Raw genomic sequence first — 21377 nt, 5'->3', positions numbered from 1 at the left:
GGGTCGTGCCGGGATTGCTGCCGCATGCGTGAATATACGGGTCCGGAAAGGAATCCCGCTGGGGCCGGACGGGCCCTACTCGTCGTCGAGGCCGCGTTCTATGGCGTAGCGGACGAGTTCCACGCGGTTGTGCAACTGGAGCTTGCCGAGGGTGTTCTGGACGTGGTTCTGCACCGTGCGGTGGGAGATGACGAGCCGTTCGGCGATCTGCTTGTAGCTGAGGCCCTTGGCGACCAGACGCAGCACCTCGGTCTCCCGGTCGGTCAGCCGGGGCGCCTTGGTTCCACCGCTCTCCGGAACGGGTGCCGGATCGGAGGCCAGACGGCGGTACTCGCCGAGCACCAGCCCGGCCAGGCCCGGGGTGAACACCGGGTCGCCGGCCGCCGTACGGCGCACCGCGCCCTGGAGCTCCTGGGTCGAGGCCGACTTCAGCAGATAGCCGGTGGCACCCGACTTCACCGCTTCCAGGACGTCGGCGTGCTCACCGCTCGCCGAGAGCACCAGCACGCGCAGGGCGGGGTTCGCGGCGACGACCTCCTTGCAGACCTGGACGCCGGGCTTGCCGGGCAGGTTCAGGTCGAGGACGAGGACGTCGGGGGCGGCGGCCCTGGCTCGGCGCACGGCCTGGTCGCCGTCACCGGCGGTGGCCACCACCTCGAAGCCGGACTCGGACAGGTCGCGCGCGACGGCGTCGCGCCACATGGGGTGGTCGTCGACCACCATCACCTTGACCGGGCCCTGGTCGGCTTCCCGTTCGGCTGCCGTGTCCGTCATCGCTGCTCCGCCTTCCCCCGCGGGTCGTCCGCTTCCCTCGTGTCCTTGGGCACCTTCAGCTCGACCTCCGTGCCCTGACCCGGCACCGAGATCAGTTCCGCGCTGCCGCCGAGGTCGCGCAGCCGTCCGCGGATCGACAGGGCCACCCCGAGTCGTCCCTCGCCCTCGGCCTGGGCGAGCCGGCCCTCGGGGATGCCGGGCCCGTCGTCGCGGACGGTGACGATCACCTCGTCCGGTTCGTCCTCGACCAGGATCCAGGCCCGGGCGTCAGGCCCGGCGTGCTCGCGTACGTTGTCCAGGGCCGCCCCGACGGCGGCGGCGACCTCCCGCGCGGCGGCCGGTGCGAGCGGCACCGGCGCCCCGGGTTCGGCGAGGTTGACCAGGGCACCGGCGTACGGGGCGAGCAGGGCACGCAGGTCGACGGGGCCGCCCCCGGCCTCACCGGCGGTGTCGTCCACGGCGCGTACGGCCTCTCCCCCTGCCGTGTCCCGCGAGGCCCTGGGCACGGGCACCAGGCCGCCGGAGACCAGGGTGCGCAGCGCCACCTCCTGCTCGCCGGCCATCCGGCCCAGTTCGGCCGCCTCGCCGCCGATCACCGCCCCGCGCCGCTGCACCATCGCGAGCACCTGGAGCACGCCGTCGTGGATGTCCCGCGCGAGCCGCTCCCGTTCCCTCGTCGCGGCCTCGATCTCCAGGGCGCGGGCGAGGGTGCGCTCGGAGGCACGGGCGACCTCGACGACGTAGCCGATGGCGATGGAGGCGACCCAGACGAGGATCACGTTGTGCACGGTGTCGCGGGCGGGGCTGCCGCGCTCGACCAGGTTGGCGACGGCCACCAGGGTGGAGGCGAGGGCCGCCCAGCGCCAGCCGCCCTTGATGGCGAAGGCCAGCACCGAACCGGCGGTCCAGATCGACGGCATGGTCGGGCCGCCCGCCTGGACCCGCTCGTGGGCGTCGGCGACGGGGGTGAGCAGGATGCCGACGAGCGCGATGGTCAGGTCGGTGGTGAGGAAGCGTCTGGTGCAGCGGGCGGCGTTCGCGACCAGGGGCAGGGTGGCCAGGGTCCATACGGCCAGCACTGTGAAGTAGGCCACGGCGAGCCAGGGGCGCTCGAACTCGTCGTAGGCGGTGACGAACAGGCCGACCGCGTAGACCATGGTCAGGACCCGGTAGCCGGTGAGCGCGCGCCACAGCGGCTGCTCGACCGACATCCTCATGACTTCCCCACCCCTGGGCATGTCCTCCCCCACTCCCGCCCCGCACCCGCTGACGGACTACTGGGGATCGGACCGCCGCTGCTCGGCGGCCTCCTCCCGCTGTGCTTTCTTCTCGGCCTTCTCGGCCTTCTCGGCTTTCTCCGCTTCCTTGTCGGCCTTGGCCGCCTCCGCGAGCTGCCGCTTCATGGCGGTCGCGTAGATGTCGACGTACTCCTGGCCGGAGAGCTGCATGATTTTGTACATGACCTCGTCGGTCACCGCACGGAGCACGAAACGGTCGTGCTCCATACCGTGGTAGCGGCTGAAGTCCAACGGCCTGCCTATGCGGATACCCGGCCGGATCAGCTTCGGGACGACCTTCCCGGGCGGCTGGACCTTCTCCGTGTCGATCATGGCGACGGGTATCACCGGCGCGCCGGTGGCCAGCGCCACGCGCGCGAGACCGCCGGGCTTGCCCCGGTAGAGACGCCCGTCGGGCGAGCGGGTGCCCTCGGGGTAGATGCCGAACAGCTCACCCCGCTCGACGACCTCTATACCGCTCCTGATCGCCGCCTCGCCCGCGCCGCGCGCGCCGGAGCGGTCGACCGGGAGCTGACCCACACCTTTGAAGAAGGCGGCCGTGAGCCGGCCTTTGACACCCGGGCTGGTGAAGTACTCGGCCTTGGCGATGAAGGTGACCTTGCGGTCGAGCACGGCCGGCAGGAAGAAGGAGTCGCAGAACGACAGGTGGTTGCTGGCCAGAATGGCCGGGCCCTCGGCGGGTACGTTCTCCAGGCCGTCCACCCAGGGCCTGAAGGCGAGCTTCAGCGACCCTCCGACGGTGAACTTCATCGCGCCGTAAAACAACCGAGTGCCTTCCTGTGCGTGTGGGTCAGACCCTATCCCGGGGCGCCGTCAATGGCTCCGACGGCCCTGGTCGGTGTCAGTGCGGTCGCGTACGGTGAAGGTCCTGCAACTCATGTGCGGGCGCGACCCATGACACCCGTGCCATGACCGTCATGGCGTACGGCCCCTCTGTACGAATGCTATGACTCATACGACTTTCAGACCGGGAGGCCAAGGTGCCGCTCCTGACCGGAGCCGAGCCGTATCGCCATGAGGGCGGGGAGACCGCGGTCCTCCTCTGCCACGGCTTCACCGGTTCACCGCAGTCGCTGCGCCCCTGGGCGGAGCATCTCGCCGAGCACGGCCTGACCGTCTCGCTGCCCCTGCTCCCCGGGCACGGCACCCGCTGGCAGGACCTGCGGCTGACCGGCTGGCAGGACTGGTACGCGGAGGTGGACCACGAGTTGCGGCTGCTGCGGGACCGGTGCGCGCGGGTGTTCGTGGCCGGCCTGTCCATGGGCGGCGCGCTCGCCCTGCGGCTGGCCGCGCGGCACGGCGACGCGGTGAGCGGCGTCATGGTCGTCAACCCGGCGAACAAGGTGCACGGACCGGCCGCGCACGCGCTGCCCGTGGCCCGCCATCTGATCCCCACGACGAAGGGGATCGCGAGCGACATCGCGAACCCGTCGGTCACGGAGCTGGGGTACGACCGGGTACCGCTGCACGCGGCCCACTCCCTGCGCACCTTCCTGCGCCTGCTCGACGGCGAACTGCCCCAGGTCACCCAGCCGCTGCTGCTTCTGCGCAGCCCGCAGGACCATGTGGTGCCGCCCGCGGACTCGGCCCGGATCCTCGGCCGGGTCTCGTCGCTCGACGTCACGGAGATCCTGCTGGAACAGAGCTACCACGTGGCGACGTTGGACTACGACGCGGAGCGGATCTTCCAGGAGAGCACCGCGTTCATCGGCCGGCTCGCACCCGGCTCCGTCGACGAGCCCGGTCTCGGCAAGGAAGGGACGACCACAGGTGGCTGAGCACGACTCGGACCGCGAGGACCGCGAAGGGCGTGAGGACCGGGAGGCACGCGAGGTCGGCCGGGACCGTGACGGCCGGGGTCCGGAGGAACAGGCCGTTCCCTTCGACGAGGACGCCGCGTGGGCGGCGATCGTCGCCGGGTACGGGGACGAGCCGCCGGACCCGGCGGGCGCCAAGCCGTTCAAGTCTGTGGAGGACCTGGCGTTGCTGGAGTCCGAGACCAATGACGAGGGGTCGGCGCAGGCCGAGGCCCCGGCGAAGACCGGGGAGAAGCCGGCCAAGCCGCTGGGCGGCTCCATCGCCTTCGCGCCGGGCGTGGGCCCGCGCGACTACAGCGTGTCCGAGCCCTCGGAGGACGACTTCGACGACGGCGACGAGGGCCACTTCGTCCCGCCGGAGCCGCCGCCGCTGCCCGAGTCCGACCTCACCTCCAAGCTCGCCTGGCTGGGGGTGCTGGGCGGTCCGGTGCTGCTCCTGCTGGCGATACTGCTCGGCTGGGAGATGACCTGGTGGCTGACCACGCTCTGCATCGGCGGCTTTCTGGGCGGCTTCGCCACCCTGGTGATGCGGATGCGCACCGGCGACGAGGACGACGACGATCCCGGCCGTGGCGCGGTGGTCTGAGAACGGGCCCCTCACCCACGTGGTCTACGCGACCGCCGGCACTCTGAGGGCGGCCAGGACCGGCAGGTGGTCGGTGGCCGCCCTCAGGTCCGCCTCGCTCACCCCCGGCTGGCCGAGCGGGACACCGCAGCCCAGGACCTCGACGCCCTTCGTGGCGAACAGGGCGTCGATGCGCTGTTGCGGCTCGATGGGCGTCGAGGTGTACTCACCGCCCCAGGGCGCGGCCGCCCAGCAGTCCGTGAGGGAGTCGCCCAGCCGCCGGAAGGTGCGGCCGTCCGGCCGCTCGTTGACGTCACCGCCCGCGACCGCGTGCTCCACGCCCATCCCGGCGAGCCGGTCCAGGAGCATGCCGCCCTGCTCGTACCGCTCGTCCTTCGCCAGCGACAGGTGACAGCTCAGCACCCCGAGCCGGGCACCGCCGAACCGTACGACGGCGGTGGCGAAGCCGCGCCGGTGCAGCCCCGGGGTGAGCGGTAGCAGCACGTCCTCGGTGCGCTCGACGGTCGCCCGCAGGGAACACAGGACGGCGGGCCCGGCGGCCGTGGCACCTCCGGACAGCGTGACCAGTCCGGAGGCGGAGGCGAGCCGTGCCAGCTTCTTGCGCCACCGGAAGAACCGCGGCGCCTCCTGCACGAGCACCAGATCGGGCGCACACGCCCCGATCACCCGGGCCAGCGCGTCGGTGTCATCACGCATCGAACGGATGTTGTAACTCAGCACCCGGACCACGGCCGAACCGTCCGGCTCGGTACGGGAGTCCGGCAGCAGCGGAGTCGTCGCCATGGGGATCAAGATACGCCGACCCGCACCGTCAAGAGTGTCGTGCGGACCGACGTCGACGTGAAACCGACCAGGGCAGCACCTCACCCGCCCGACGAGGTCACGCCCCGTGGGCGAGAAGACCGCGCACCACGGGCCGTCCCGCGCCTTCGAGTCGTGCACGCGCACGGCACCGGGCGCAAGGGCCGCTTCCACCCGGCTGTCGCCCTCGGTGCCACTGCTGCGACGTCCCGGCAGCCGGGCGGGGACGCGTTCGCGGCCCGGCACCGGCCCGTACAAGCCGCCCTGTACGGGCCGGTGAGCCCGCCACGGGTCAGCCGGTCGTCCTGACCGGGGCGCTGCTGTGCCCGTGGCCTCGACCACTGAGCTCGGCGTCGAGCGTCTCCTGGGCCACGCGCGTCGTCTCGGCGTACACGGGGTCCTGCAGCCGCCTCCACGTCTCGTCCTCGGAGAGGTCCTCGACGTGGCCGGTCACCCGCCAGATGTCGCCGAAGGGGCACTTGACACGCCCTCCGTGCTGCCCGAAGGCGCCGTCGGCCACCGGAGTGACGACCCGGCCGCCGGCCGCGACGGCCCGCGCACGCCTGGTCCGCGTCGGCGGCGAACACGGTCAGCAGGCTCGGCAGGGCGGGCCGGTCCGGACGCCGGTCGAACGCCGACACGACGGTGTCCCCGACTCGGATCTCACCGTGCCCGATGGAGCCGTCCCCGGTCCGCACCCTGCCGCGCTCCTCGCCCCCGAACGCCCGGATGACGAGGTCGGGAAGGCCCCCGTGTCGTCGGTGACGGCCCAGGGCGCGACGGTGGTACGGCCCTTCGGTGCGGCGTCGGTCCGCTGGGACATCGCGGTCCCTTCGCTGAAGTCGGCGGTCGACAGCGGCGGTAGGCGGAGAACAGGCCTGCGGCCGTCCTGTACAGCCTGCGGCCGTCCTGTACAGAAGGCCGCGGCACGTACGGCGCGGAAACGGCGGCGCCCGCCCGGTCCCCTCGGGGACCGGGCGGGCGCCGCCGTGCGCGTAGGGAGGGGAGATCACATGATGGGGTCGGGTTGCCGGGCCAGGTCGGCTGCGCCCACCAGGCCGGCCTTGTTGCCGAGTTCGGCGGCGCGGACCTCGGCCACCGGGCGCCAGTTGCCGCCGACCAGCCAGCGCTTGTAGGACTTGCGAATCGGGTCGAGGACCAGCTCGCCCTCCTCGGAGAGACCGCCGCCGACGATGAACGCGGACGGGTCGAAGAGAGAGGCCAGGTCCGCGAGGCCCGCGCCGACCCAGCGGGCCAGCTCGCGGTAGGAGTCGACGGCCACCGGGTCGCCCTGGCGGGCGGCCATGGAGACGTGCTTGCCCTCGATGCCCTCGGGGGTGCCGTCGCCCAGGGAGAGCAGCGTCTCCGCGTTCTCGGGGGTCGCGTTGGCGCGCTGGGTGGCGTACCGGACGAGGGCGCGGCCGGAGGCGTACTGCTCCCAGCAGCCCTGCGAGCCGCAGCCGCACAGCAGGCCGTCCGGCACCATCCGGATGTGCCCGAACTCGGCGGCCACGCCGAAGTGGCCCCGGCGCAGCTTGTTGCCGATGATGACGCCACCGCCCAGGCCGGTGCCGAGCGTGATGCAGATGACGTTGCGGTGGCCCTTGCCGGCGCCGAACTTGTACTCGCCCCAGGCCGCGGCGTTGGCGTCGTTCTCCACGACGACGGGAAGACCCGTGCGGGCCTCGACCTTCTCCTTGAGCGGCTCGTTGCGCCAGTAGATGTTGGGGGCGAAGTACACCGCCGAGCGCTGGCGGTTGACGTATCCGGCCGCACCGATGCCCACGCCGACGATCTCGTGGCCCGCGCGTGCTCCCTCCACCGCGGAGGCGATGGCGTCCACGATGCCGTCGGGCGTGCCCGGGGTCGGCACCTTGTGGACCGAGAGGATGTTGCCTTCCTCGTCGACCACGCCGGCCGCGATCTTGGTGCCGCCGATGTCGACGCCGATGGTGAGTCCCATGAATCCCTCAGTTCCGGTCGAGCCCCGCTACCGCCCACGGTACCCGAGGCCCTGCCGCCGGGTTCCCGGCACCGGCGGGACCGCTCACCGGCTTCGGGGCCCTCAGTCCAGGTCGATGCGTTCCCCGCCGGTACCCGGCTCGTCGCCCCGGTCCCGGCCCGGGTCGCCCTTGCCGCCCTCGTCCCGGGCCTCGTCGGGGTTCCAGGCGCGGGTGTCCCGGGTCGTCCAGCGGCGTTCCTGGTTTTGGACCGCGGAACGGTAGGCGGCGAGCAGTTCGTTGCCCGCGGCGGCGAGGTGGTCGAAGACATCCGGGTTGCGCTCGACGACCGGTTCCACGACTGCCCTGGCCTGCTGGACGACCTGGCGCACCACCTGCTGCGCGGCCGGCCCGGCGACCGCTCCGAACAGGGGGGCCTGGAGGCCTCCGGTGAGCTGGTCGAACTTCTCGGCGACCGCGTCGACGAGTTTCTTCAGCTCCTCGGCGGCCGACCCGGGCGGCGGCCCGTACTGGGCGCGGCGGCGGGCCTTCTCCGCCTCGAGGTCCTCGGCGCACGCCGTCGCCCAGGCATCCGCGTCGGGGGCGGTGCGCGCCTCGTCCGCGGCGCGTACGTCGTCCACGGGTTCGTCCCCGGCGGCGTCGGGCGGGGGGAGCTGATCGCTCATGACGGACTCCTGATTATGGTGGGCCCCTCCGACGTTACCCGAACGGCCGCACCGGCTTCACGGGGTGCGCGGCCACAGCCGCGGATCCGGCCGGAACCGGATGCGCAGCTCGCCCTCGCGCAGGGCCGCGCCGTCCACGGTGCAGCGGCGCAGCGCGGAGGGCAGCGGGACGGTCCGCCGGAACGGCCCGGCGGTGACGGTGAGTTCGTCGCCGCGCCGGATCAGGTCCAGTTCCTCGCGCCGGGCGCCGGGCAGGGGGATGTGCCAGACCAGTACGTCGTCGTCGGCGGTGGAGGGCTCCCGGCTCGAGGAGAGCCGGGAGTGGGGAAGGCCGGTGACGGGCCACTCGACCCCGGCCTGTGTCCCCTCGGCGGCCGGCACGCCGGGTACGGCGAGCGCGGCGAGGTCGTCCGGGCCCCGCGGGTCGCGTCCCAGGTGGGCGACCGGGTGGACGTCGTACGTCTCGCGCCATTCGTCCAGGGTCTTGCGCTGCTGGGCGACCAGGTCGGCGAGCCGGCCGTCCTCGACGTCCTCGGGCAGGAGGCGCCCGGCGACCAGCTCGTCGGTGCGCAGTCCGCGCAGGGCGAGGCCCAGGCCCGCGGCGCGTACCGCGTCGGCGCCGGCCGGTCCGGGTTCGGCGACCAGCCGTACGGCGGTGTCCCGGTCGGCGAGGACGGCCTCGACCGCGGCCAGTTCGGTGTCCCAGCGGGCGGCCGTCTCGTACAGCCACTCCGCGGGCATCGGGACCCCGGCGAGGCGGCCGAGCACGGGGCGCAGGGCGCGGGCGGCCTGGCGTTCCGGCGGGAGAAGGCGGCGCAGGCAGCGGCGGAGCTCCTCGGGGAGGGCGAGGAGGGCGAGGGCCTGCGGGGTGGGCGGGAGATCGACGACGAGCAGGTCGTACGCCTGTGACAGCGCCGCGTCCCGCAGGGCACGCAGCACGGAGAGCTCCTCGGCGCCGGGCAGTGGGCCGAGCTCCTCGGGGTCGAGTCGGGACGCGCCGAACAGGTCGAGCGCCGTGGCGGCCCGGTCCTGCAGGGCGGCCAGGTCGGTGCGGAAGTCCGCGTCGGCGTCGACCCGCCGGGCGGTGAGCCCCTGCTCGACCTCGACGGGCTCGGCGCCCAGGGGCGTCCCCAGGACGGCGCCCAGCGTGTCCACCCGGTCGGTGCCCAGCACCAGGACGCGGGTGCCCGCACGGGCTGCGGCGAGCGCGGTGGCCGCAGCGACGGTGGTACGTCCGTTGCCGCCGGGGCCCGTGATCAGGAGGGTACGCATGAGGGTGAACGGTACCCGGGCCCGTGCCCGACCGGCGCCGCTCCCTCCCGGCCGGTGCTACTCCGCGGCCGGCTTCCCGCCGGACCCGGCGGCCGGCTCCTCACCCGACTCCACCCGCTTCTTCAGTCCCGCCAGGGCCCGGTCGATGATGACCTTCTCGGCCTTGCGCTTGATCATGCCGAGCATCGGGATCTTGACGTCGACGGTGAGCCGGTAGGTGACCTCGGTGGTGCCCGCGCCGGTCGGCGTCAGGAGGTAGGAGCCGTCCAGGGAGCGCAGCATCTGGGACTTCACCAGCGTCCAGGAGACCTCGTGCTCACCGGTCCAGGTGTACGCGAGGGTCTGGTCGTCCTTGATCGCTCCGGCGTCCATGACGAGGCGCACCTGCTCGGCCCGGCCCCGGTCGTCGGACTTGAGGACCTCGGCCTCCTTCACCTCGCCGGTCCAGTCCGGGTAGCGGGCGAAGTCGGCGATCACCCCCATGACATCGGCCGGTGCCGCCTCGATCGTGATGCTCGAGCTGGTGTGTTCCGCCATCGCCGTGGCTCCTCCAGGTGCGGGCCGGTGGTTCGGATCGCCGTGCGCGGCCCACGCGCACGCCCGTGCAGCGGAAGGCTATCGCGCACCCGGCGGGCGCCACTCATCCGACCGCGGCTCGTCCGGCCGCAACTCGGCGGACGTCCTCACCACTCGAGGGCCCAGGGCCGGCCGCCGGCCGCGAAGTGCCCCACGTTCACGCACTCGGTGGCCCCGATCCGCATGCGCCGGACCAGCGGCTGGTGCACATGCCCGAACAGCGCGTACCGCGGCCTGGTGCGGTGGATGGCGTCCAGCAGGGCCCGGCTGCCGCGCTCGAAGCGGCGCGCCACGGTGTCGTACACCAGCTCCGGGACCTCCGGCGGGATGTGCGTGCACAGCACGTCGACCTCGCCGACGGCCTCGATCTTCGCCGCGTACTCCTCGTCGCTGATCTCGTACGGCGTTCTCATGGGCGTACGCAGTCCGCCGCCGACGAAGCCGAAGGTCCGGCCGCCGATTTCCACCCGTTCGCCGTCGAGGACGGTGGTGCCGGGGCCCGCGTACTCCTGCCACAGGGCCGGCATGTCGACATTGCCGTAGGTGGCGTACGTGGGTGCGGGGAAGGCGGCGAACATCTCGGCGTACTGCTTGCGCACCGCCTTCTCGATCGCCCCGGCGCGGTCCTCGCCGATGCCCGCCCACAGCCGGGACTGGAACACGCGGGCCTCCTCGAAGCGGCGGGCGGTGCGCAGTTCCACGATCCGGTCGGCGTTCTCCACACCGAACAGGTCGGGGAAGATGCCGCGGGAGTGGTCGGCGTAGTCGAGGAAGAGCACCAGGTCGCCCAGGCAGATCAGAGCGTCCGCGCCGTCGCCGGCGCGGGCCAGGTCACGGGCGTTGCCGTGCACGTCGCTGACCACATGGACGCGCGTGCGCCGGTCCCCGTCTGGTGTGGAAGCCATGGCGATCAAGGGTAGGCGGGTACGTCCCGTGTGAACAGTGGTGACCGGACCTGCGGTAACTGGCTCGACGGTGCGGCAGTGGAATACTGTGCGTGATGAACCACCCAGCTGTGTGACGCAGCGAACATCTCTCCGGGCCCCCTGTCGTAGTACCCGTACCGGCGGGTAACGTCCGGGCAGTCCACTCGTGCTCGGGTTTTCAACGGCTGAATCCTCGAGTACCCGCCCAAGCCCTGGACCGCACCTTCGTCGCGTCGCACAACGTCGTGGCGCCGGCGCCCTAAGAGGAGCAGCAGTCTTGCGCGAGTTCAGCCTTCCGGCTCTGTACGAGGTCCCTGCGGACGGCAATCTGACCGACATCATCCGCAGAAACGCCGCGCAGCACCCCGACGTCGCCGTCATCGCCCGCAAGGTCGACGGCGCGTGGCAGGACGTGACGGCGACCGCCTTCCTCGACGAGGTGCGGGCTGCCGCCAAGGGGCTCATCGCCTCCGGTGTCCGGCCCGGCGACCGGGTGGGGCTGATGTCCCGCACCCGCTACGAGTGGACCCTGCTGGACTTCGCGATCTGGAGCGCCGGCGCGGTCACCGTGCCGGTGTACGAGACCAGTTCGCCGGAGCAGGTGGCCTGGATCCTCGGCGACTCCGGCGCCACCGCCTGTGTGGTGGAGAGCGACGGCCACGCGGCCGCGGTGGAGTCGCTGCGCGACCGGCTGCCCACGCTGAAACACGTGTGGCAGATCGACGGCGCGATCGCGGGCGGCGCACTCGCCGGCGGTGCGATCGCCGAGCTGGGACGGCTCGGTCGGGACGTCACCGACGAGACGGTCGAGGAGCGCAGCTCCGTCGCCAGGGCCGACGACCCGGCGACCATCGTCTACACCTCCGGCACCACCGGCCGCCCCAAGGGCTGTGTGCTCACCCACCGCAGCTTCTTCGCCGAGTGCGGCAACATCGTGGAGCGGCTGCGCCCGCTGTTCCGCACCGGCGAGTGCTCGGTCCTGCTCTTCCTCCCGCTCGCGCACGTCTTCGGCCGACTGGTGCAGATCGCGCCGATGATGGCGCCGATCAAGCTGGGCTGCGTCCCGGACATCAAGCAGCTCACCGACGAACTGGCCGCGTTCCGGCCGACGTTGATCCTGGGCGTGCCGCGGGTCTTCGAGAAGGTCTACAACTCGGCGCGGGCCAAGGCACAGGCCGACGGCAAGGGCCGGATCTTCGACCAGGCGGCGGACACCGCCATCGTGTACAGCAAGGCGCTGGACACGCCGTCGGGCCCGTCCCTCGGTCTGCGGATCAAGCACAAGGTCTTCGACCGGCTCGTGTACGGCAAGCTGCGCGCGGTGCTCGGCGGGCGCGGCGAGGCCGCCATCTCCGGCGGCGCGCCGCTGGGCGAGCGCCTCGGCCACTTCTTCCGTGGCATCGGCTTCACGGTGCTGGAGGGGTACGGGCTCACCGAGTCCTGCGCGGCCACCACGTTCAACCCCTGGGACCGGCCGAAGATCGGCACGGTCGGACAGCCGCTGCCCGGCTCGGTGGTCCGCATAGCCGACGACGGCGAGGTGCTGCTGCACGGCGAACATCTGTTCAAGGAGTACTGGAACAACCCGGGCGCGACGGAGGAGGCGCTGGCCGACGGCTGGTTCCACACCGGCGACATCGGCACCCTCGACGAGGACGGGTACCTGAGCATCACCGGGCGCAAGAAGGAGATCCTCGTGACCGCGGGCGGCAAGAACGTGGCGCCGGCCGTGCTCGAGGACCGGATCCGCGCGCACGCGCTGGTCGCGGAGTGCATGGTGGTCGGCGACGGGCGGCCGTTCGTGGGCGCGCTGGTCACCGTCGACGAGGAGTTCCTGGTCCGCTGGGCGGCGGAGCACGGCAAGCCGGAGGGGGCCACGGCGGCGTCGCTGAGCGAGGACCCCGATCTGATCGCCGCGATCCAGACGGCGATCGACGACGGGAACGCGGCGGTCTCCAAGGCGGAGTCGGTGCGGAAGTTCCGGGTGCTGCCTGCTCAGTTCACGGAGGAGTCGGGGCATTTGACCCCGTCGTTGAAGCTGAAGCGGAATGTGGTGGCGAAGGACTACGCGCACGAGATCGAGGCGATCTACGCGAAGTAGGCGTTTTTCGCCCACGCACCCACCGCCCCTTCCCGTCCCCGGGGGCTCTGCCACCCGGACCCCCGCTCCTCGAGCGCCGGAGGGGCAGAGTCGAGGCCGGAGGGGTCGGCTTGCGGCCGGGGGCCGAGTTGGGATCAGAGCAGGGTCCTCAGTTTGTCCGCCAGGAGGTCCCAGCGCCATTTCTCCTCGACCCAGGCCCGGCCCCGCTCGCCCATCCTGCGGCGGAGTTCCCCGTCGGCGAGGAGGGTGATGATGCGGTCGGCGGACTCGGCGGGGGTGTCGCCCCGGACGACCCAGCCGGTCTCGCCGTCGAGGACCGCGTCGGGGGCGCCACCCGAGTCACCGGCGACGACGGGCAGGCCGGTCGCGGAGGCCTCCAGGTAGACGATGCCGAGCCCCTCCACGTCCAGTCCGCCGCGCCGGGTGCGGCAGGGCATCGCGAAGACGTCCCCGGCGCCGTAGTGGGCGGGCAGCTCGGACCAGGGCACGGCGCCGGTGAAGCGGACGGAGCCGGCCACCCCGGTGTCCTGGGCGAGCCGGCGCAGGTCCTTCTCGTAGGGCCCACCGCCGACGATCAGCAGTACGGCGTCCGGCTCGGCGGCCAGGATCGCGGGCATGGCGCGGATCAGCGTGTCCTGCCCCTTGCGCGGCACCAGCCGGGAGACGCAGACGACCACCGGGCGGTCGGTCAGGCCGAGCCGGGCCCGGACCTCGTCGCCGCCGGAGCCGGGGTGGAAGGTCTTCTCGTCGACCCCGGGCGGAAGCCGCACCATCCGCGAGGCCGCGCCGGGCGTGAGCGCCCCCGCGATCCGCGAGCGCGTGTACTCGCCGAGGTAGGTGATCGTGTCCGTGGACTCGCCGATCCGGCGCAGCAGTTGCCGGGCGGCGGGGAGCTGGGCCCAGCCCGCCTCGTGGCCGTGGGTGGTGGCCACGATCCGCTCGGCACCCGCCCGGCGCAGCGCCGGCGCCATCAGTCCGAGCGGCGCCGCCGCCCCGAACCACACCGAGGTGCACCCGTGTTCGCGCAGCAGGGCGACGGCCTGCCGGGTCGCCTGCGGGGTCGGCAGCAGCATCGTCGTACGGGCGCGTACGACGGTGAAGGGCTGCTCGGCGTCGAAGGCGGCGGTAGCCAGGGCGCCCTCCCGGGAACGCTTCCAGGTGGAGGCGTGGACGACGAGGCGCTCGGGGTCGAGCCGCAGCGCCATGTTGTGCAGGAATGCCTGGATGCCGCCGGGCCGGGGCGGGAAGTCGTTGGTCACGATCAGGGTCTTGTGCATCGTCGCCGACCCTACCGAACCGCCGGCACCCGGCACCGAACCGGCCGGGAGGGCTGATTCGGCGCCGGGTCCCGGCGGGCCGCTGTGGCACGCTCACCGGGGTCCACGACATCATGGCCCCTCGGGACCGCACACGGACGGGCAGGAATCACTTGAACCCTCCCCCAGCTCAAGCGGGGGGATTCCTGGCTCAGGAAGCCCCCCAGGTCGGCGACCTGCAAGGTCCTACTCCCTCGACACCGGCCGGGACGGAACCTGCCCGGTTCGTCGAGCAAAGCCCGGGTGTGCCGTCCTGGCTCCCGATCGGCACGGTGTGCGCGCTTGGTTCTCGCAACGCACGGCAGGCGCTCCACCCGGTCACGTACCCCCACCCCGGCCTGAAGGCCTGGGCGTCCTCGAAGGAGATCACGTGAACACGATGGGCTCGCGCGGGTCCCCGGCCCGGCTGCTCGCACTCTGGGGGCTGACGAGGACCGTCCTGCTGTTGTGGGTCCTGAAGGTGGTCGTCTTCCCCGGCCCGGATGTCACCAGCGACGTGTCCGGGATCTACCGGGGCTGGTACGACGTCCTGCGCACCGGAACGTTCCCGCTGGACGACGTGACCTGGCAGTACCCGCCCGCGGCGGCGCTGGCGATCCTCTCCCCCGGCCTGCTGCCGTTCCTGGGCTACGCCACGGCGTTCTTCGTCCTGGTGTTCCTCGCCGACCTGGCCACCCTGGCACTGCTGCTGTACGCGGGCGGACGGCCGGGCCTGAGCCGTCGCGGCGCCTGGGTGTGGGTGGCGGGCGTGCCGCTGCTCGGGCCGACGGTGTACGCCCGCTACGACGTGATGGTGACCGCGGTGGCGGTGGCCGCGCTGCTGGCCGGTACCCGGCGTCCCCGGCTGCTGGGGGCGCTGGCGGCCTTCGGCGCGTTGCTGAAGGTGTGGCCGGTGATGCTGCTGCTCGGTGTCCGCCGGCGTTCCGCATGGGTGTCGGCCGTGGTGACCGGTGTCGCGGTGGCGGGCGTGTTCGCGGTGTTCATGCCGGGCGCGTTCGCGTTCCTGGGCTTTCAGCGCGACCGGGGCACGGAGGTGGAGTCGCTGGGCGCGCTGGTCCTCCATGTCGCCCGGCACTACGGCTGGGACGGCCAGGTGCTGCTCAACTACGGCTCGGTGGAGTTCCTCGGCCCGTATGTGACCTGGGTGAGCACGGGCGCCATGTTGCTGACCGGGGCGGCCCTGGCCTGGCTGGTGCTGTGGCGGCTGCTGGCCACCCGCTTCGAGCCGCACACCCTCGCCGACGCCGCGTTCGTGGCCGTGCTGATGTTCACCACCACCAGCCGGGTGATCAGCCCGCAGTACATGGTGTGGCTGGTCGGGCTCGCCGCGGTCTGCCTGTGCCACCGTGAAAGCCGGATGCGGCTGCCGGTGGCCCTGGTGCTGGTCGCGTCGTTCGTGACGGTGCTGGAGTTCCCGCTGTGGTTCGCGCACGTCGTGGCCAGTGACCCGCTCGGCATCGCCCTGCTGTTCCTCCGCAACGGCCTGCTGGTGGCCGCCACCTTCCTCGCCGCCCGCACCCTGTGGCGCGCGACGGTCCCCCGAGGGCTCCCGCCCACGGCTCCCGCTCCCCACCACCGAAGCGCCACGAGAACACCGGTCTCCTCCTGACCGGTCTCCCAGTGCGGCGAACGTCCGGGCCGGGTCAGTCGAGTTGCTCGCGCAGGTAGTCCTGCCAGGAGAAGGTGAAGGCCTCCGGTGTGGTGCCGAGGACTCGGCGCATCGCGTCCTCGACCGCGCCGTCCCGCCGCGCGTGCGCGCCCACGGCACGATAGAACGCGCCGAGGCGTTCCTCGCCCCAGCGCTCCGCGATGAGGCGGCAGGCCATCCAGCCGCTCTCATAGGCGCGGGCGAGGCCGTCGGCGTCGCCGGAGAAGCCGAAGTCGTCGTCGTCCGGCAGCCCGGAGGGCACCTCTCCGTGCCTCACCGCACGGGCGAGTTCCGGTGCCGCGTCGGCCGGGAGGCGGTCGCCGCCCCGGTAGCCGACCCAGTCGGCGAAGCCCTCGGACAGCCACAGCGGGGTCGAGGCGGTGGTGTGGGCGCGGGTGGCGACGTGGGTGGTCTCGTGGGTGACCACGACCTGCCGGCCCGAGTCGCCGAGCATTCCGAAGGCGTCCGGGTTGACGATGACCCGGTCCGCGGGTGACTTCGCGCCGGCACCGGTCTCGCCGGTGGTGACGGCCGCGATCCCCCGGTAGGAGGAGGCGGGCGAGCCCAGCAGCCCCGCCATCTCCTCCAGGGAGCCCGGGACCAGGACGACGACGCGCCGTTCCCACCGCGGGCCCCACGCGTCCGACACCGACGGCACCGCGCGGTCGGCCAGTTCGGCGTAGTCGCGCAGTTTCCCCTCGGGCTGTCCGACACCGAGCACCAGGCTCCGTTCCCCGTGCACGGCACGCACCGCGCCCTGGTCCCACAGCTGCCGGCCGGCCTTCTCGGCCGGCCGGTCGGAGTCGACGGACCACCGGCCGTCGTCGTGCCGGGTCAGGCGCAGGGTGCGGGCGGTGGTGACCGGGGCCCGGTCGTAGCCCGCGACGCGGTAGCCGAGGTCGGCGTCGACGGTGGCGGTGCCGCCCGTTCGGCGCACCGCGGTCACGCGGTAGGTCCAGTCGGCCAGCGGCACCTCCCGCAGGCTGTCGTACCCGGCCCGGGTGCCGGTGCGGGCGTAGGCGGCGGCGTCGTGACCGAGGACGGCCCCGGCCCGCCGGTCGAGCAGTGCCTGCACCTCGGCGTGTGCGCCGTCGACGGCCGGCCGGTCGCCGCAGCCGGCCAGGGAGACGAGCAGCAGACACAGCGCCATCACCGGCGCACCCGACACCCGCCTTCGACCAGCCATCCTTGTGAGGGTACGGGCGCCGGGCCGCTCCGGTCAGACCCTGGTGACGGACGAGACCGGCATCATCCCGACCGGGTCGTAGCGCACGGGAGCGCCGGGGTGGGGCGCGTGGATCACCTGACCGTTGCCCGCGTACATCCCGACATGGCTGGCGTCGGACCGGTAGAGCACCAGGTCGCCGGGCCGGGCCTGGGAGAGCGGGACCTGCCGGCCGGCGTGCCGCTGGGCCTGCGAGGTGCGTGGCAGGGCCACCCCGGCCTGCGCGTACGACCATTGCATCAGGCCGGAACAGTCGAACCCGGAGGGCCCGTTGGCGCCCCAGACGTAGGGCGAGCCGAGCGCGGAGCGGGCGGCGGCGACGGCGGCGGCCGCGCGGCCGGAGGCGGCCGCGGCGCCGACCGGGCCGGGCAGGCCGGAGAGGCCGGATCGAGCAGTCCGCTCGTAGGCGGCGCGTTCGGCGTCGGGGAGCGCGTCGAGCAGCCGCCGGGCCTCGGCGAGTTTGCGCTCCACGGTCTTCTTGTGGGCGGCGGCCGCCTTGCGGCTCCGCTCCAGCTCTTCCAGCTTGTGGGAGGCCTTCGCGCGGTTCTGGTCCAGGGCGCGCCCGGCCTTCTGGAGTTCCTTCAGCCGGCCGGCCTGGCGGGCGGTGAGCCGGTCGAGCACCGAGGCCCGTTCGAGGTAGTCCTCCGGGTCGTCGGAGAGGAGCAGGGTGAGGGAGGGGTCGAGCCCGCCGGAGCGGTACTGCGCGCCGGCCAGCGAACCGAGCGACTCCCGCAGGGTGTTGACACGCTCCTGCTGCCGGGCGATCTCGTCCTGGACGGTGTTGATCCGCCCCCGCAGGGCGTCCGCGCGGGAGTCGGCCTCGTTGTACGCCTCGGTCGCCCGCTCGGCCTCCTCGTAGAGGCGGTCCACGTCGGCCGCCGGGTCGTCGTGCGGGGCGGCCGTCGCCGGTACGGCGCCCAGGGCGGCTGCCGCCGCGGACAGGAGGCCTAAGGCGACGGTGGTGCCCCGGTCGAGACCGGGGGAGGGTGCAAGGCGTCGATGGGACCCCACGGGGACCGCGCTCCTTCCGCTGACGGACGGGGAAACGCGGCAGACAGTAACCCCGAGGCGGGCGGCCGACCAACGACCCGGGTGGCCACACACGGTGACGCCCCGCCTCTGACCGCAGGTCACAGGCGGGGCGTGGGGTCGGACGGCGGGCCACGATTCCCCCGAACGGAGGTACGCGACCCCGCCGCGGCCGACAGGATTAACGGGGGTCCGACCGTTCCTAGACGCGGACGCCGAACATGAACGGGCCGCCGATGGTGTTCATCGACTCGTAGCGGACGACGGTGCCGCTGCGCGGGGCGTGGATGATCTGGCCGTTGCCCGCGTAAAGACCGACGTGGTGCAGGTCGTTGAAGAAGAAGACCAGGTCGCCGACCTGGAGCTGGCTGGCCGAGTAGATCCTGGTGCCCGCGCCGGTCTGCGCCTCGGAGGTGCGCGGGAGACCGACGCCTGCCTGGGCGTACGCCCAGGAGGTGAGGCCCGAGCAGTCGAAGGAGGACGGGCCGGTGGCGCCGTAGACGTAAGGGGTGCCGAGCTTGCTCTGGGCGGCGGCGAAGGCGGCGCCGGCGCGGCCGGAGCCGCTCGAGACCGGGGCGGAGGTGCCGGTTCCGGCGGCGGTGCCGGCGTCGGAACCGGAAGCCTTGAGGACCTCCCGCTCGCTGGCGCGGGTGGCGCGTGCCTCCTCCTCGGCGAGCTTCGCCTTCTCCTCCGCGGTCAGGCTGTTGAGCAGCTTCTGCGCGGCGCCCAGCTTGCCCTGGACTTCCTTCTTCTTCTTGCCCAGTTCGGTGCGGGTGGAGGCGAGGTCCTCGAGCTTGCCGGAGGCCTCGGAGCGCTGCTGGGCGAGCTCGCGCTGCTTCTCCTGGATCTTCTTCAGCGCGTCGACCTGCTGGGTGCTGAGCTGGTCGAGGGTGGCCGCCTTGTCGAGGTAGTCGTCCGGGTCGGCGGAGAGGAAGAGCTGGAGCGAGGGGTCCAGGCCGCCGCTGCGGTACTGGGCGCTGGCCATCGAACCGAGGCCGTCGCGCAGCTCGTTGAGCTCCTGCTGGCCCTTGGCGACGTTGTCCTGGATGGTGGAGATCTCCTTCTGGAGCTTCTCCTGCTTCTCCTTGGCGCCGTTGTACTTCTCGGTGGCCTGCTCCGCCTGCTGGTAGAGCTTGTCGACCTTGGCCTTCACCTCGTCCTTGCTCGGCTTCTCGCTGGGGGCCGCGTTGGCGGCCTGCGAGCTCAGGACGACGGCAGCTGCGGCAGCGGTGGTGAGCACAGTGACACGTGCCCGGTTCGGCTGCTTGGGACGACGGTGGGACGCCACGGAGGCGAGCTCCTTCTTCCTCCAGCCGCCTACCGACACGCCGGCGGGCGGGACCTCCGTCGTCGCCACCCCATGTGAACGATCACCCGAGCGGAGGTTCGATGCCTGACCCTAGTGATTCTCTTGTGATCAGTTCAAATCCTCGGGCACAAAATCTATGTCACAGTGCGTTTCTCTGCCCTCAACTCACGTGCAGTGATATCGGCTTGACGCTACGTTGCGTGAATACCGCGCCAATTCGGTCAATCGGCAGGTACGTTGCGGTTGGGGCTTACGTTCCGGATGGTACGTACCGCGCCGCCGCCGCTACCGGGCTTCGTGTTCTGCGCCCTGCGTCCTGTGCTCTGCGTCCTGTGCTCTGCGTCCTACGCCCGGGAGAAGCGCTTCAGCAGGACCGCCGACGCGACCGGGCGGGCACCCGCGCGGGCGACTCCGTCGGCGACCTCGCGGTCGGTGGAGACGACGATGACCGGCCGCCCCGGCGGCTCGGCCCGGACCAGCTGGCGGATCAGCTCGTCGGCGGTGACACCGGGCTTGGAGAACAGCACCCGCACCCCGCGCGGCGGCGCCAGCAGCACGGGAGCGGCCAGTTCGGCCCCGTCGAAGACGCAGGTCACCTCGGCGCCGGTCTGCGCGGCGAGCTGGGCGAGCTGGCCGAGCACCCGCAGGCGCTGCTTCTCCAGCGGCATCTGGGGATAGCCGGTCTTGGTGACGTTGTAGCCGTCGACGACGAGATGCGCCTGCGGCAGCGCCAGCAGCTGGTCGAGGACGGCCGGGTCGTCCTCGGACAGCGCGCGGGCCGCGATGTCCTTGGGGGACATGCGCCCCGGCTCGACGGCGTCCACGGTCTCGGCGGGCCGGACGGACACGGGGGGCAGCGCGAGCTCGCGCCGGAGCCCCTGGGCGGCGTCCAGCACGGTGTCCAGGAGCAGCCGTGCCCGCATGTCCTCGACGCTGCGGCCCTCCCGGGCGGCCCGGCGGGCGGCCTCCAGGGCGGCCTCAGACTCGCCGAGGCGCGCCTTGAGCCGCCGGCTCTCGCTCTCGGCGGCGGAGACCTGCGTCTGCCCGTCGGCGCGGACGGCGTCCAGCTCCCCCTGCAGTTTGCGCAGCGCGGCCGCGCCGCGCTTGACGTCACTGAGCGCGGACCGCAGCTTGCGGTGCAGGGAGTCCGCTTCTTTCCTGGCCGAGTCCAGGTCGCCGCGCAGCCGCTCGGTCTCGGACCTGGCGTGCTCGCGGGCGCGGGCGAGTTCGGCGCGCAGCCGCTCCACCTCGGCCCGGTTCTCCTCGTCGGCGCGCTCGGCGTCGGCCCGCTGGGCCTCCTCGCCCGCGGCGGTCACCAGCTTCACCCAGCCGGGCGGCCGCATGACGTAGGCCGCGGCCGCCACGTCCAGCGGATCGGCGGCCGGGGGCGGGGAGCCCGACTCGAGGGCGCCGGACAGTTCCGGCTGGGCCTCTTTCAGCCGCTCCGCGATGCGCTGGCGGAACAGCGGTTCGCTCTCCAGCGCGGCGGCCATGGCGTTGCCGGCGAACTTGGCGCGGCGGTTCGGGGTGAACCGGGCGTACTGCCTGAGCTGGGCGGGCAGCTCGGTGACCGTCAGTCCGCCGAAGCCGTCGGAGACGATCTGGACGACCCGGCGGCGCACGCCGTCGGGCAGCGGACGGTCGAGCACCTCAGCGGCGCCGTCCTGCGGCCTCCCGCCCGCGGTCTCCACCATCCGTCACACCCCAATGCCTGTGCGTGACCCCGCGTACGGGGTCTTCTGAGCGGGGCCCGCTCCACTCAGGAGCCGGCACCCGGCCTGTCGACGAGTTCCACCTGGTCCACGGCGTTGCACCAGCGGCACCGCACCGACTCGATCGTCTCACCGAGGACCTCGCGCTCCTCGACCTTCGGCTCCCCCGCCAGGTCGAGGTGGACGTACTCGACGACCTTGGAGGAGCGGGTCACGTCGAACCGGGTGAGGTTGCCGCAGAGGGTGCAGCGCCACCGTGTCGAGGCAGTCGGCTGGGGGACCGTCATCGTGGCTCTTCGCCTTTCTTCCAGTGTCCGTGACGTGCCGGGCACCCCGGCGCGTGTGGCACGTAACCCTACGG

At 72.7% G+C, this 21377-nt stretch carries 19 protein-coding genes and 1 pseudogene; 4 read left to right on the top strand and 16 right to left on the bottom strand.

Annotated features, from left to right (window positions below):
• Positions 1-75: 75 nt before the first annotated feature.
• The 3 genes from AC6F7H_RS21675 to AC6F7H_RS21665 are packed head-to-tail and all read right to left on the bottom strand — an operon-like array spanning position 76 to position 2822.
• Positions 76-774, bottom strand: a complete 699-nt coding sequence (locus AC6F7H_RS21675; RefSeq protein WP_500758576.1) for a response regulator — start codon at positions 772-774, stop codon at positions 76-78.
• A complete protein-coding gene (gene macS / locus AC6F7H_RS21670) occupies positions 771-2012 on the bottom strand; it encodes a MacS family sensor histidine kinase (RefSeq protein ID WP_500758575.1) in 1242 nt (413 codons plus the stop codon). The genes AC6F7H_RS21675 and macS overlap by 4 nt, the downstream gene beginning before the upstream one ends.
• Positions 2013-2048: 36 nt before the next feature.
• Positions 2049-2822: a lysophospholipid acyltransferase family protein gene (locus AC6F7H_RS21665; RefSeq protein ID WP_500758574.1), complete on the bottom strand. Its 774-nt coding sequence runs from the start codon at positions 2820-2822 to the stop codon at positions 2049-2051.
• 230 nt (positions 2823-3052) lie between these two features.
• On the opposite strand from AC6F7H_RS21665, the gene AC6F7H_RS21660 reads away from it, so the two are divergent.
• Both AC6F7H_RS21660 and AC6F7H_RS21655 read left to right on the top strand, forming a co-directional pair.
• Positions 3053-3850 carry an alpha/beta hydrolase gene (locus AC6F7H_RS21660; RefSeq protein WP_500758573.1) on the top strand — a complete coding sequence of 266 codons (798 nt, stop codon included), beginning with the start codon at positions 3053-3055 and terminating at the stop codon, positions 3848-3850.
• Positions 3843-4475 (top strand): hypothetical protein, encoded by a 633-nt coding sequence (locus tag AC6F7H_RS21655; RefSeq protein ID WP_500758572.1) that lies wholly within the window; start codon positions 3843-3845, stop codon positions 4473-4475. Before AC6F7H_RS21660 ends, AC6F7H_RS21655 begins: the two co-directional genes overlap by 8 nt.
• A gap of 24 nt (positions 4476-4499) precedes the next feature.
• On the opposite strand, the gene AC6F7H_RS21650 is transcribed toward AC6F7H_RS21655, so the two are convergent.
• From AC6F7H_RS21650 to AC6F7H_RS21620, 7 genes and pseudogenes are all read right to left on the bottom strand, one after another.
• Positions 4500-5258 (bottom strand): endonuclease/exonuclease/phosphatase family protein, encoded by a 759-nt coding sequence (locus tag AC6F7H_RS21650; RefSeq protein ID WP_500758571.1) that lies wholly within the window; start codon positions 5256-5258, stop codon positions 4500-4502.
• A gap of 310 nt (positions 5259-5568) precedes the next feature.
• Positions 5569-6099: pseudogene (locus AC6F7H_RS21645) on the bottom strand (VOC family protein).
• 186 nt (positions 6100-6285) lie between these two features.
• Positions 6286-7239: an ROK family glucokinase gene (locus AC6F7H_RS21640; RefSeq protein ID WP_500758570.1), complete on the bottom strand. Its 954-nt coding sequence runs from the start codon at positions 7237-7239 to the stop codon at positions 6286-6288.
• Positions 7240-7341: 102 nt separating this feature from the next.
• Positions 7342-7902, bottom strand: a complete 561-nt coding sequence (locus tag AC6F7H_RS21635) for a DUF5304 domain-containing protein (RefSeq protein ID WP_500758569.1) — start codon at positions 7900-7902, stop codon at positions 7342-7344.
• Positions 7903-7959: 57 nt separating this feature from the next.
• Positions 7960-9174, bottom strand: coding sequence for an ArsA family ATPase (locus AC6F7H_RS21630; RefSeq protein WP_500758568.1), 1215 nt, complete (start codon positions 9172-9174; stop codon positions 7960-7962).
• A 57-nt stretch (positions 9175-9231) separates the two neighbouring features.
• The gene (locus AC6F7H_RS21625; RefSeq protein WP_500758567.1) at positions 9232-9711 is read right to left on the bottom strand and encodes an SRPBCC family protein; all 480 of its coding nucleotides are present in this window, start codon (positions 9709-9711) and stop codon (positions 9232-9234) included.
• A 146-nt stretch (positions 9712-9857) separates the two neighbouring features.
• Positions 9858-10655, bottom strand: coding sequence for a metallophosphoesterase family protein (locus AC6F7H_RS21620; RefSeq protein WP_500758566.1), 798 nt, complete (start codon positions 10653-10655; stop codon positions 9858-9860).
• A gap of 298 nt (positions 10656-10953) precedes the next feature.
• Here AC6F7H_RS21620 and AC6F7H_RS21615 point away from each other — a divergent pair, with 298 nt between their 5' ends.
• A complete protein-coding gene (locus tag AC6F7H_RS21615) occupies positions 10954-12777 on the top strand; it encodes an AMP-dependent synthetase/ligase (protein WP_500758565.1) in 1824 nt (607 codons plus the stop codon).
• A gap of 134 nt (positions 12778-12911) precedes the next feature.
• Here AC6F7H_RS21615 and AC6F7H_RS21610 read toward each other — a convergent pair whose 3' ends face one another.
• The gene (locus tag AC6F7H_RS21610; RefSeq protein ID WP_500758564.1) at positions 12912-14054 is read right to left on the bottom strand and encodes a glycosyltransferase family 4 protein; all 1143 of its coding nucleotides are present in this window, start codon (positions 14052-14054) and stop codon (positions 12912-12914) included.
• 409 nt (positions 14055-14463) lie between these two features.
• Here AC6F7H_RS21610 and AC6F7H_RS21605 point away from each other — a divergent pair, with 409 nt between their 5' ends.
• A complete protein-coding gene (locus tag AC6F7H_RS21605; RefSeq protein WP_500758563.1) occupies positions 14464-15702 on the top strand; it encodes a glycosyltransferase 87 family protein in 1239 nt (412 codons plus the stop codon).
• 34 nt (positions 15703-15736) lie between these two features.
• Here AC6F7H_RS21605 and AC6F7H_RS21600 read toward each other — a convergent pair whose 3' ends face one another.
• From AC6F7H_RS21600 to AC6F7H_RS21580, 5 genes are all read right to left on the bottom strand, one after another.
• On the bottom strand, positions 15737-16927 hold the full coding sequence (locus AC6F7H_RS21600) for a hypothetical protein (protein WP_500758562.1): 1191 nt from the start codon (positions 16925-16927) through the stop codon (positions 15737-15739).
• A 33-nt stretch (positions 16928-16960) separates the two neighbouring features.
• Positions 16961-17977 (bottom strand): C40 family peptidase, encoded by a 1017-nt coding sequence (locus AC6F7H_RS21595; RefSeq protein ID WP_500758561.1) that lies wholly within the window; start codon positions 17975-17977, stop codon positions 16961-16963.
• Between the two features lie 220 nt (positions 17978-18197).
• Positions 18198-19283 (bottom strand): C40 family peptidase, encoded by a 1086-nt coding sequence (locus AC6F7H_RS21590; RefSeq protein ID WP_500758560.1) that lies wholly within the window; start codon positions 19281-19283, stop codon positions 18198-18200.
• Positions 19284-19648: 365 nt separating this feature from the next.
• Positions 19649-20998, bottom strand: a complete 1350-nt coding sequence (locus AC6F7H_RS21585) for an NYN domain-containing protein (protein ID WP_500758559.1) — start codon at positions 20996-20998, stop codon at positions 19649-19651.
• Positions 20999-21063: 65 nt separating this feature from the next.
• Complete coding sequence (locus AC6F7H_RS21580) at positions 21064-21303, bottom strand: hypothetical protein (protein WP_109377913.1); 240 nt, start codon at positions 21301-21303, stop codon at positions 21064-21066.
• Positions 21304-21377 lie beyond the last annotated feature (74 nt).

This window comes from Streptomyces sp. MMS24-W38, from assembly GCF_059889265.1.
Note: the sequence above shows the minus strand (reverse complement) of the source record. Positions and strands in the feature narration are given on the sequence as shown.